The sequence below is a fragment of the Methylocella silvestris BL2 genome (assembly GCF_000021745.1).
Classification (GTDB): Bacteria; Pseudomonadota; Alphaproteobacteria; order Rhizobiales; family Beijerinckiaceae; genus Methylocapsa; species Methylocapsa silvestris.
Genome location: NC_011666.1, coordinates 1,266,375 through 1,277,524, shown reverse-complemented (window position 1 = coordinate 1,277,524; position 11,150 = coordinate 1,266,375). Strand labels below are relative to the sequence as shown.

At 64.2% G+C, this 11,150-nt stretch carries 13 protein-coding genes; 2 read left to right on the top strand and 11 right to left on the bottom strand.

The window, feature by feature from the left end; all coding sequences use genetic code 11:
* Positions 1-139 precede the first annotated feature (139 nt).
* Positions 140-1,198, bottom strand: coding sequence for a class 1 fructose-bisphosphatase (locus tag MSIL_RS06135; RefSeq protein ID WP_012590230.1), 1,059 nt, complete (start codon positions 1,196-1,198; stop codon positions 140-142).
* Positions 1,199-1,302: 104 nt separating this feature from the next.
* On the opposite strand from MSIL_RS06135, the gene MSIL_RS06130 reads away from it, so the two are divergent.
* Positions 1,303-2,229: a LysR family transcriptional regulator gene (locus MSIL_RS06130; protein WP_012590229.1), complete on the top strand. Its 927-nt coding sequence runs from the start codon at positions 1,303-1,305 to the stop codon at positions 2,227-2,229.
* 78 nt (positions 2,230-2,307) lie between these two features.
* Here the strand turns inward: MSIL_RS06130 and MSIL_RS06125 are convergent, their stop codons facing one another.
* Positions 2,308-2,973, bottom strand: coding sequence for an alpha/beta hydrolase (locus MSIL_RS06125; RefSeq protein ID WP_012590228.1), 666 nt, complete (start codon positions 2,971-2,973; stop codon positions 2,308-2,310).
* Positions 2,974-2,983: 10 nt separating this feature from the next.
* On the bottom strand, positions 2,984-4,384 hold the full coding sequence (argH, locus tag MSIL_RS06120; protein ID WP_012590227.1) for an argininosuccinate lyase: 1,401 nt from the start codon (positions 4,382-4,384) through the stop codon (positions 2,984-2,986).
* 59 nt (positions 4,385-4,443) lie between these two features.
* Between argH and tlpA the strand changes: the two genes are divergently transcribed.
* Positions 4,444-5,121 (top strand): thiol:disulfide interchange protein TlpA, encoded by a 678-nt coding sequence (gene tlpA / locus MSIL_RS06115; protein ID WP_012590226.1) that lies wholly within the window; start codon positions 4,444-4,446, stop codon positions 5,119-5,121.
* Between the two features lie 122 nt (positions 5,122-5,243).
* On the opposite strand, the gene grxD is transcribed toward tlpA, so the two are convergent.
* From grxD to purC, 8 genes are all read right to left on the bottom strand, one after another.
* The gene (gene grxD, locus MSIL_RS06110) at positions 5,244-5,582 is read right to left on the bottom strand and encodes a Grx4 family monothiol glutaredoxin (RefSeq protein WP_012590225.1); all 339 of its coding nucleotides are present in this window, start codon (positions 5,580-5,582) and stop codon (positions 5,244-5,246) included.
* A 48-nt stretch (positions 5,583-5,630) separates the two neighbouring features.
* Complete coding sequence (locus tag MSIL_RS06105; protein ID WP_012590224.1) at positions 5,631-5,864, bottom strand: BolA/IbaG family iron-sulfur metabolism protein; 234 nt, start codon at positions 5,862-5,864, stop codon at positions 5,631-5,633.
* 68 nt (positions 5,865-5,932) lie between these two features.
* The gene (purL, locus tag MSIL_RS06100) at positions 5,933-8,140 is read right to left on the bottom strand and encodes a phosphoribosylformylglycinamidine synthase subunit PurL (RefSeq protein WP_012590223.1); all 2,208 of its coding nucleotides are present in this window, start codon (positions 8,138-8,140) and stop codon (positions 5,933-5,935) included.
* A gap of 214 nt (positions 8,141-8,354) precedes the next feature.
* Positions 8,355-8,537, bottom strand: a complete 183-nt coding sequence (locus MSIL_RS06095) for a hypothetical protein (RefSeq protein WP_012590222.1) — start codon at positions 8,535-8,537, stop codon at positions 8,355-8,357.
* On the bottom strand, positions 8,537-8,737 hold the full coding sequence (locus tag MSIL_RS06090) for a hypothetical protein (protein WP_148213034.1): 201 nt from the start codon (positions 8,735-8,737) through the stop codon (positions 8,537-8,539). The genes MSIL_RS06095 and MSIL_RS06090 overlap by 1 nt, the downstream gene beginning before the upstream one ends.
* Before the next feature lie 162 nt (positions 8,738-8,899).
* Positions 8,900-9,595: a phosphoribosylformylglycinamidine synthase subunit PurQ gene (gene purQ, locus MSIL_RS06085; protein ID WP_012590220.1), complete on the bottom strand. Its 696-nt coding sequence runs from the start codon at positions 9,593-9,595 to the stop codon at positions 8,900-8,902.
* Positions 9,596-9,657: 62 nt separating this feature from the next.
* Complete coding sequence (gene purS, locus MSIL_RS06080; RefSeq protein ID WP_012590219.1) at positions 9,658-9,897, bottom strand: phosphoribosylformylglycinamidine synthase subunit PurS; 240 nt, start codon at positions 9,895-9,897, stop codon at positions 9,658-9,660.
* Positions 9,898-10,071: 174 nt separating this feature from the next.
* Positions 10,072-10,866: a phosphoribosylaminoimidazolesuccinocarboxamide synthase gene (purC, locus tag MSIL_RS06075; protein WP_012590218.1), complete on the bottom strand. Its 795-nt coding sequence runs from the start codon at positions 10,864-10,866 to the stop codon at positions 10,072-10,074.
* Positions 10,867-11,150: the final 284 nt, after the last annotated feature.

The window sequence follows — 11,150 nt, the reverse complement described above, 5'->3', positions numbered from 1 at the left end:
GCCGGGCCGTCCGCCGATCCTTTCCGAGCGATCCCGCCGCTTGGTTCACGGAAAGGAAATATGTCAAAACAAAGCGTTACAGATTTCTTATGATGTCCGTGCGACTGAACGGCCCATTCGATCACGGTGATTTTGGATTCTAATCGCGCATAAGGCCGCGGCCGCCGAACAGCGGCGCCCGTTCGGCGGAGACTTTCGGATCGGAGCGATAGCGGGCGACGAGGCGCACCGGGTCTGCCGACCCGAAGACAAGCGGCGCGCGCTGGTGAATGGCGGTCGGCTCAATGTCGAGCAGGGGCGAAAGCCCGTCGGTCGCGACGCCGCCCGCCCGCTCGATGAGGAAAGCGACCGGAGCGCCCTCATAGAGCAGCCGCAGCCTTCCGTCGGAATAGCCCGGCCGCTGGTCGCCCGGATAGAGGAAAATGCCGCCGCGCAGCAGGATGCGATAGGCCTCCGCAACGAGGGAGGCCACCCAGCGCATATTGTAATTGCGCTTCATCGGCCCATCGAGGCCGCGGGCGCAATCCTCGATAAAGGCGCGGATCGAGGGCTCCCAATGGCGGTAATTCGAGGAATTGACCGCATATTCGGACGATTCCTTCGGAATCGGCCCTACCGTCGCCGCGTGGTAAAACTGTCCGTCGTTGCGATCGAGCGTAAAGATTTCGACCGGGCTGGCGCCGATCGCGAAGACCATCGAGGTCTGCGGACCGTAGATGACAAATCCCGCTGCGATCTGCGCGCGTCCCTTTTGCAGGAAATGGGCCTCGAGCGAGCGCGCTTCCGGAAGGGTCGGCAGCAGCGAGAAAATCGTGCCGATCGAGACATTGGCGTCGATGTTGGACGAACCGTCGAGCGGGTCCATGGAGACGACGATAGGAGCGTTCGGATTGAGCAGAAGCGCCTCTTTCAGCTCTTCCGAGACGACGCCATAGACCGGCGCGCGGCGCAGCGCCTCGACGAACATCTCATCGGCAAGGACGTCGAGCTCTTTCTGGACGTCGCCGTCGCTGTTGGTGCTTCCACGGCTGTCGCCAAGATGGCCGTAAAGCCGGCCGAGCCCGATCAGATCCGACATTTTAACGGAGGCGGCGGCGATCTCGCCAAGCGTCGCCGCGGCCGCCTCAAGACGGGCGTCGGCGCCGACGACGCGGCCGAGGTAGGCTTTCAATTCTTCTGCGCCCGAAATCCTTGGCATGTCGGCCCTTTTTGCATCATATCCTCCAGCGTTATCGCCGAAAGCCATCCGAAATAAAAGTGATTTAGGTTGAGCCGGTCTGCGGCAAGTTCTACGGAGTGCGCATGCGCCGGATGACCTTAAAGCACCTCGAAACCGTCGTCGCGGTGGCCGAGAGCGGCACCATCGCTGCGGCGGCGGACGTCCTCAATGTGACCGCCGCCGCCCTGACGTCGCGCATAAAACTGCTCGAGGACGATGTCGGCGTCGCCTTGTTCGACCGCACCGGCGGACGGCTGCGCCTGACCAGCGCGGGGCAGGAGGTGGTCACGATCGCCATGCGCGTCGATCTCCTGCTCGCCGAGCTCAAGGCGACGCTGACCGCGCATAAGGACAAGAACGCCGGCCGCGTCACGATCGGCGTCGCCTCCACCGCCAAATATTTCGCGCCACGCCTGATCGCCTCCTTCGCGCGCGGGCATCCGCGCGTCGAGATCGCGGTCACGGTCGGCAATCGCGCGACCATCGTCGCCGCGCTGCGCGAGCAGACCGTCGATGTCGCCCTGATGGGATTTCCGCCAGCGGACGTTCCGGTCGTCGCGGAGATTTTCGGCCCGCATCCGCAGGTCGTCATCGCGCCGCCCGATCACAGCATGGCCAAGCGCGTCGGCATCGACAAGACCGAGCTGTGCCATGAGGGCTTCATCATCCGCGAAGCGGGCTCAGGCACGCGCAATAATTTCGACGCTTTCTTTGGCGGATTGGTGCTGCCGCCGCCGCGCGTCCATATCGAGATCGGCTCGAACGAGACGGTCAAGCAGGCGGTGATGGCGGGCCTTGGCCTCACGCTCATCTCCGCGCACACCATCGAGGCGGAAGTCGCCGAGGGCCGTCTCGCGATCCTCGACGTCATCGGCATGCCGATCATGCGGCAATGGTATGTGGTGCGCCCGCAGGCCCGCGAGCAATCGCCGGCGGCGCGCTCGATGTGGCAGTTCATCCTTGCCGACGGCCGCGGTTTTCTGCCGAAGATCGCGTTGCCGGTGAAATAGGACGTTCTGCGCGCCCATGTCGCATGAACGCGTGAGTTGCGAGCCGGATGGTTCGATCCTGACGGTGGAAGATTTGCGTCAGCCGGCCGCGACCCCCGGCGCCAGCGCGTCGCGCAGGAATCGCCCGGCCGCGTCGAGGCCGACCTCGTCGATCGCATGGCCGAGCCGGGGCCGCGCCAGCACGGCGACCGGGACGCCTTCGCGCTCCAGCGCGGAGCGGGCCTCGGCCATCGCCGCGAAAGGCACGATCTCGTCCATCTCGCCGTGAACCAGCAGAACCGGCGGCTTCGATAAGATTTCGGCGCGAAGCGTCTCGCCGCCCCGCAGCGCGCCGGAGAAGGCAACGATCCCGGCGAGCCGCCGGCGCCGCCTCAGCCCGACATGAAGCGCCATCATCGCGCCTTGCGAAAACCCGACGAGCGCGAGCCTGTCGTCCGTCAGGCCGCGCTCGGCCAGGAGCGCGTCGAGCGTCGCGTCAAGGCTCAAGGCTGCGACGCGCATGCCCTGCAGCAGAACCGCGGGCGTGCGGTCGGCGACGCTGAACCATTGCAGCCGGTCGGGCGCAAAGTCGCAGGGAAAAGGCGCGTTGAGGGAGACGAATGCGGTTTGGGACAGATCTGGCCGCCAATAGGCGGCAAGATCGATGAGATCGGCGCCATTGGCGCCGACGCCATGCAGCAGCACGACGAGAGCGTTCGCCGCGCCGCCGGCAAGGGGCGCGAGGCTGGGGCCGTTCAGCAGCATCGGCGCGGCCTCAAATCTTCGAAGCGGGTTCGGCGGCGAGCGCGCCCAGCCAGCGCTCCGCCTGTTCGCTCACATTGGCGGGCGCCGTGCCGCCATAGCTCATGCGGCTGCGGACGGAGTTTTCGACCCCCAATACGGCGAAGACGCCGGCGTTGATCCTCGGCTCGACCGCCTGCATCTCGGCGAGCGCCAACTCCTCGAGGCCCTTATCCTGCGCGCTCGCCGCCGCGACGAGGCGCCCCGTCACATGATGCGCCTCGCGGAAGGGCAGGCCGAGCGCCTTCACCAGCCAGTCGGCGAGGTCGGTCGCGGTGGCGTAGCCGGCGCCGGCGGCCGCCTTCATGCGCTCTGTGTCGGGCTCGATATCCTTGACCATGCCGGTCATGGCGGCAAGGCAAAGCGAGAGCGAATGCAGCGCGTCGAAGGCGCCTTCTTTGTCTTCCTGCATGTCCTTCGAATAGGTCAGCGGCAGGCCCTTCATTACGACGAGGAGGCCGGTCAGCGCGCCGATCACCCGGCCGGCCTTGCCGCGCACGAGCTCGGCGGCGTCGGGGTTGCGCTTTTGCGGCATGATCGAGGAGCCGGTCGAGAATTTATCCGACAGCCGGGCGAAGCCGAACTGCGGCGTCGACCACAAAACGATCTCCTCGGCGAAACGCGACAGATGGACCGCGGCGATCGCAGCCGCGCTCAGGGTTTCCAGCACGAAATCGCGGTCCGACACGCTATCCAGCGAATTGGCGGTCGGCCGGTCGAAGCCGAGCGCGCGGGCGGTGGCGTGACGGTCGATCGGAAAAGAAGTGCCGGCTAGCGCCGCCGCGCCAAGCGGGCTTTCGTTCAGCCGCGCGCGGGCGTCGCGAAGGCGCGAGCGGTCGCGCGCGAACATCTCGACATAGGCGAGCAGATGATGGCCGAAGGTAACCGGCTGGGCCGACTGCATATGGGTGAAGCCCGGCATGACCGCGCCGGCGTAGAGCTTGGCCTTTTCGGCGAGGGCGAGCTGCAGGCCGCGCAGCTGGCCATCGAGCGCGTCGATCGTGTCGCGCACCCAGAGGCGGAAATCCAGCGCCACCTGATCGTTGCGCGAGCGCGCCGTGTGCAGCCGTCCGGCGGCGGGGCCGATCAGAGCGGCGAGGCGCGATTCGACATTCATGTGGATGTCTTCGAGCGCGCGCGAAAAGGTGAAGGCGCCGCTCTCGATTTCCGCTTTGATGGCTTCGAGGCCCTGGGTTATGTCGGCGGCGTCGTCGGCGCTGACGATTCCGACGTCGGCGAGCATGGCCACATGGGCTTTCGATCCGGCGATATCCTGCATCGCCAGCCGGTAGTCGAAGCCGATCGAGGCGTTGATCTCCTCCATGATCGCGTCCGGGCCGCTGGCGAACCGGCCGCCCCACATCTTGTTGCTCATTTCGTTACGCTCGCTAGAAGGACCTGCCCGCGCTCACGCGGACAATCGGAGAACAATGCATGGCGCGAGAAGATTTTTCGCTGGTCGGCGATCCGCGGCTTGGACGCGGCGGCGCGCGCCGCCGGCTGATAATCGCCTTCCTTCTGGTCGGCGCCGCGGTGTTGGCCTTTGTTTACGCGATGAACGCGCGGGGCGGCAAGGAGGCCGCGGCTGACGTCGCCTGTCCGGGATCGCGCCAGATCGCCAAGACGCTCGCGCCGCTCGCCCATGGCGAGGTTGCGGCTTTCGCGGTCTCGACGCAGCCGGGCCCGCTGCCCGAGCTCGTTTTCAATGGACCGGACGGCGCCCCGACGGCGCTTGCTTCATTCAGGGGCCAGACGGTGCTTTTGAATTTCTGGGCGACCTGGTGCGTGCCTTGCCGCAAGGAGATGCCCGCGCTTGACCGCCTGCAGGCGAAGGCCGGCTCGGATGGCTTCAAGGTGGTTGCGGTCAATATAGACACCGCCAAGCTTGATCGGCCGAAAGCATTTCTGAAAGAGGCGGAGATCAAAAATCTCGATTTCTTCGCCGATGAAACCGCTGGCGTGTTTCAAACGCTGAAGGGCGTCGGCAAGGCGCTGGGTCTGCCGACGACGATTCTTGTCGACCGCAACGGCTGCGATCTTGGAGTCATGGCCGGGCCGGCGGAATGGGATTCGCCCGACGCTCTCGCGCTGATCGCCGCCGCGCGAAAATAGAAAAACCCGCCCAAGCCGGGCGGGCTCTTAGGCCTCAGCCTGCCAGAGGTGGCCGATTTCAGACATAGCGCTGGCGCTTTGCGGACAAAGCCGCCCGAGGGCGGCGCTGGGCCCGCTAAAGATCAGGCCTTTGCGGGCTGCTTGACCGGGATGCCCTTGCCGGCGAGGTGGCTCGCCAGTTCGCCGCTCTGGAACATTTCGCGGACGATGTCGCAGCCGCCGATGAATTCACCCTTGACGTAAAGCTGGGGAATCGTCGGCCAGCTCGAAAACTCCTTGATTCCCTGACGGATTTCGTCCGTCTCGAGGCAGTTCACGGGCGTGTAGGGCACATCGAGATAGGACAGGATCTGGACGACCTGGCCCGAAAAGCCGCATTGCGGGAAATTCGGCGTCCCCTTCATGAACAACACGACATCGTTGGAGTCGACCGTCGACTGAATCACGTCCTTGATGGCCATTGCCAGTTCCTTTCAATTCTTTGCCGGCGAGATGAAGCGCGTCCCACCCTATTTGGGAGCTTGCGTGTTGAGCTGCAATGCATGGAGCGGGCCGCCCATGAAAGCCCCGAGGGCCTTATAGACGATCTGATGCTGCTGGAGCTTCGTCTTGCCGACGAACTCCGCCGAAGTGATGGTCGCCGACCAGTGATCCTTGTCGCCGACAAGGTCGGTGAGCTCGATCTTTGCGTCCGGGATTCCTTTTTTGATCAGCGTCTCGATATCGGCGGGTTCCATGGGCATGGTTGAAATTCCTTGATGTTGCGCGCTTTGCAGCCGCCTGAGCAATTGTCGCGCCGCAGACCGAACTTCTAGAGCGCGGCCGCCATATAATCGGGAAGCCAGCCCTCGAAGCGCGCCGAAAGATCCGCGATCAATATGGCCGCCTCGCCCTTGAGGGTCAACGCCGCGCCGCCTGTCTCGCCGATGCGGCGGCAGGGAACGCCGGCGCGCTGGGCCGCGGCGAGAACGCCGAGCGCACGCTCGGGCGAGGTCGCGACAATATAGCGCGACTGATCCTCGCCGAACCAGAAGCCATGCGCCGGGACATTGGCGGGCGCCTCGACGCTCGCGCCGACTCCTCCGGCCATCGCCATCTCCGCGAGGGCGACGGCAAGTCCGCCGTCCGATATGTCGTGGACTGCGCTGACGAGGGCCGCGCGAATCAGCTCGCGGACGAAATCGCCATTGCGCTTTTCGGCGGCGAGATCGACCGGCGGCGGCGCGCCCGCCTCGCGGCCGCAGACGTCGCGCAGATAGAGCGACTGGCCGAGCCAGCCCTCCGTGTCGCCGATCAGGAGAATGGCGTCGCCTGCGCGCCGGAAGGCGAGTTTCGCCGCAAGGCCGACGTCCGCGATGACGCCAACGCCGCCGATCGAGGGCGTCGGCGGAATGCCCTTGCCGCTGCTCTCATTGTAAAGTGAGACATTGCCGGAGACGATCGGGAAGTCGAGCGCCCGGCACGCTTCGCCGATGCCGGTCAGACAGCCGACGAACTGGCCCATGATCTCGGGTTTTTCCGGATTGCCGAAATTGAGATTGTCGGTCACGGCGCGGGGCAGGGCGCCGACGGCGGTCAGGTTGCGCCAGGCTTCCGCGACGGCCTGCCGACCGCCCGCGACGGGGTCCGCCTCGCAGTAGCGGGGCGTCACGTCGGTCGTAAGGGCAAGACCCTTCGGGCCGTCGCCAAGGCGGATCACAGCCGCGTCGCCCCCCGGCGTCTCGACGCTATTGCCAAGAATGAGATGGTCATATTGCTCGTAGATCCAGCGCTTGGAGCAAAGATCCGGCGTCGCCAGCAGCAACGCGAGCGCCCCGGCGTTTGAGAGCGGCGGCTCGATCGCGGCGGCCTCGATCTTCTCAAGCGCCGGGCTCGCGATATGCGGGCGGTCATAAAGAGGGGCGGCGTCGCCAAGCTGCTTGATCGGCAGGTCGGCTTTCACCTCGCCCTCATGTTTGACGACGAAGCGCAGCGTATCGGTGGTCTTGCCGATGATGGCGAAATCGAGCCCCCATTTGACGAAGACCGCCTTGGCCTCGGCCTCCTTTTGCGGATCGAGCACCATCAGCATGCGCTCCTGACTCTCGGAGAGCAGCATCTCATAGGCGCTCATGCCGGTCTCGCGGCAGGGCACGGCGTCGAGATCAAGTTCGATGCCGAGATCGCCCTTGGCGCCCATTTCGACTGCCGAGGAGGTCAGCCCGGCCGCGCCCATGTCCTGAATGGCGATGACGGCGCCGGTGCGCATCAGTTCGAGGCAAGCCTCTAACAGCAGCTTCTCGGTGAAAGGATCGCCGACCTGCACGGTCGGGCGCTTCGCCTCGGCGTCCTCCTCGAAAGCGGCCGAGGCCATGGTCGCGCCATGGATGCCGTCGCGGCCGGTCTTTGAGCCGAGATAGACGATCGGATTGCCGATTCCGGTCGCCTTGGCGTAGAAAATCTCATCGGCGCGGGCGATGCCCACCGCCATGGCGTTGACGAGAATATTGCCGTCATAGCCCATGTGGAACGCCGTCGCGCCGCCGACTGTCGGCACGCCGAAACTATTGCCGTAAGAGCCGATGCCGGCGACGACGCCGGAAACGAGATGGCGCGTCTTGGGGTGTTCCGGCGCGCCGAAGCGCAGCAGGTTGAGACAGGCGACGGGGCGTGCGCCCATGGTGAAGACGTCGCGCAATATGCCGCCGACTCCGGTGGCCGCGCCCTGAAAGGGCTCGATGTAGGAGGGATGGTTGTGGCTCTCCATCTTGAAGACGCAGGCCTCGCCGTCGCCGATGTCGATCACGCCGGCGTTCTCGCCCGGTCCCTGAATGACCCAGGGCGCCTTGGTCGGCAGCGCGCGCAGATGCAGCCGCGACGATTTATAGGAGCAGTGCTCGTTCCACATGGCCGAGAAAATGCCGAGCTCCGTAAAGGTCGGAACGCGGCCGATCAGATCGAGGATGCGCTGATATTCGTCCGGCTTGAGGCCGTGCGACGCGACGAGTTCGGGCGTGACGGCTGGGTCCTGTCGAGGCAATAGGATGGTCTCTTCCGCTGAAACGAAAAGCTGCGTTTGTTTGCAGGAAGCCGTCTATCCTTGGCAAGCTTCTTTCGCGCGACGTGGGGCGCCGGGGACATAGACCGCGGCGGTTCGCGTGCAAGTTTCGGCAGGGGACGGAGGAAGCGGGAAGGTTGGGCGAAGGCGCCGCAGCTCAGGCGGCTTTTCTCAAAAACCGCTCAGCCGCGCGGGATCATTGCCTCTTTTCGCCGATCCAGCCGCCGACGGCGATGAGAACGGTCGCCATTGCGGCGGCCACCTCGCTCGGCATGTCATAGGCAAGGAAGGTCTTGCACGCCCATGTGATGATGACGGCGATCGCGCCGCCCAAAGCGCCGCCCGCAACGACGGAATTGCTGGTCGAGGCTTCGGGCATTACGTTCCAAGGCCCAACTGGTTTTCAATATTTTCATCGGTCGAGCTTTGGCCGATCCTCGGGCCGATCACGCCAAAGAAAATCGCGCTGAGCGTCGGCACAAGCGCTGCGAGCCAGGCGGGAAGAGAAAACAGATTGCCTGCCGTCCCGAGGAACACGGCGAAGGCGCCGATCACGGCGCCGACGATAAGCCAAAACAAGGTGGGTTGTTTCCGTGCGAACAACGCAAATGTTCCGCCTTGGCCTTTGACGAAGCCGCGACCTTGCACGCCGCGCCTCTTGCTGGCCAACCGCGACATATTAGCGCGTTTCTGTAGCGCTCCAAAGAGGGCGTTTCAAAAAATTCGGCCGGTCGAATGGTTTCAGACAGCGACAGCGAAGGAGCGCGCGAGGCTCTCGAACAGCCCGCGCCCGTCCGTTCCCCCGACCAGCGGGTCGATCAGATTTTCCGGGTGCGGCATCATGCCGAGCACATTGAAACGCTCGGAATAGATCCCGGCGATGGCGTTGATCGAGCCGTTCGGATTGGCCGCCGGCGGCGCCTCGCCTTGCGCGTCGCAATAGCGGAAGGCGATGCGTCCTTCCCCCTCGAGCCGCGCGATTGTCTGCGCATCGGCGGCGTAATTGCCTTCGCCATGGGCGATGGCGATGCGGATAATTTGGCCCTTTTCATAAGCCGAGGCGAAGGCGGTGTCCATGCGCTCGACACGAAGATGCTGCATGCGGCAGATGAAATGAAGCCCCGCGTTGCGCATGAGGACGCCGGGCAGCAGGCCGAATTCGACGAGAATCTGAAAGCCGTTGCAAATGCCAAGCACGAGGCCGCCGCGCTCCGCGTGCGCGCGCACCGCCGCCATGATCGGCGAATGCGCCGCGATGGCGCCGCAGCGCAGATAATCGCCATAGGAAAATCCGCCGGGAAGCACCACCAGGTCGGTCCCATGCGGCAATTCGGCGTCGCCGTGCCAGACAATCTCCGCCGGCCCATGCGGTTTCAAGGCGCGAAGGGCGTCGCCTTCGCGGTTGGAGCCCGGAAACAGGATGACGGCGGATTTCATGAGGCAATGAACTCCGGCTGGACAAGATTGCGCATGGACTGGGCTCGATCGGCGAAGGATCTTTAGGAAATCTCGACCTCAAAGTCCTCGACCACCTGATTGGCGAGAAGCTTTTGGCAGGCCTGCTGCAGAAGAGCCTTGGCGGCGGCGGGATCCTGCGCTTCGATCTCGACATCGAACAGCTTGCCCTGACGCACGCTCTTGACGCCGTCGATCTGAAGCGATTTTAGCGCGCCTTCGATGGCCTTGCCCTGCGGATCGAGAATTCCGCTTCTCAAAGTGACGAAGACCCGCGCTTTCATCGCTCGCCTATCCTATGCCGGGCCGCGCAGGGCGCGCCGGTCGATCGCAAAAAACAGAAACGGAGGCCGAAGCCTCCGTGGTTTTATGAATTTGCGGCGAACCGCAAACAAGCGCTCCGTCGCCCGCGCCTTGAGAAAAGCGGCCGCCCTCTTGGGCCGCCGCCGATCCGATTGTCAGCGCACCAGCTTCGGACCGCTGGCGCGGGGCTGCTCGTTTTCCTGCAGGATGCCGAGCCGGCGCGCGACTTCCGTATAGGCCTCGACGAGGCCGCCAAGGTCGCGGCGGAAGCGGTCCTTGTCGAGCTTGTCGTTGGATTTCATGTCCCATAGCCGGCAGGAATCGGGCGAAAATTCGTCCGCCACGGCGATGCGCATCATGTCGCCTTCCCACAAGCGGCCGCATTCCATCTTGAAATCGACAAGACGGATGCCGACGCCGAGGAAGAGTCCGGTGAGGAAATCATTGACCCTTATGGCGAGCGCCATGATGTCGTCGATCTCCTGCGGGCTCGCCCAGCCGAAGGCGGTGATATGTTCTTCCGACACCATCGGATCGTGCAACTCATCGTTCTTGTAATAGAATTCGATGATGGAGCGCGGCAGCTGGGTGCCTTCCTCGATGCCAAGGCGGGTCGCGAGCGAGCCGGCCGCGACATTGCGAACGCAGATTTCCAGCGGAATGATCTCGACTTCGCGAATGAGCTGTTCGCGCATGTTGAGACGCCGGATGAAATGCGTCGGCACTCCGATGTCGTTGAGATTCTGGAAGATGTACTCGGAAATGCGGTTGTTGAGCACGCCCTTCCCGTCGATCACCTCATGTTTCTTGGCGTCGAAGGCGGTGGCGTCATCCTTGAAATGCTGGATGAGCGTACCGGGTTCTGGCCCCTCATAGAGGACTTTGGCCTTGCCTTCATAGATGCGCCGGCGGCGATTCATTGGGATTAACCGTGGCTTGAGAGGATCCATTGGCGGCGTGGCTCCTTTGGAACATCCTTGACCCGCATCCAGACGGCGGCAGCGCGTTTGGCGGCGGAAGGAGTGAAATTAGGCTCGGGCAAAGCCGCATCCGGCGGGTCTTACACGCTTTTGCGCTCTAGGGACAAGTTTTCCGTCCCGCAGATCAGACAAGCGAGAACGACCGCCGAGGGCGGCGCTCGCGCGCGGCCTGTCTCAACGCTATGATTCGACGCTGAAGATGATTCCTCCCAAGTGGATCGGCCCAGCCTATTTCTAGCAGACATCCGCTTTCG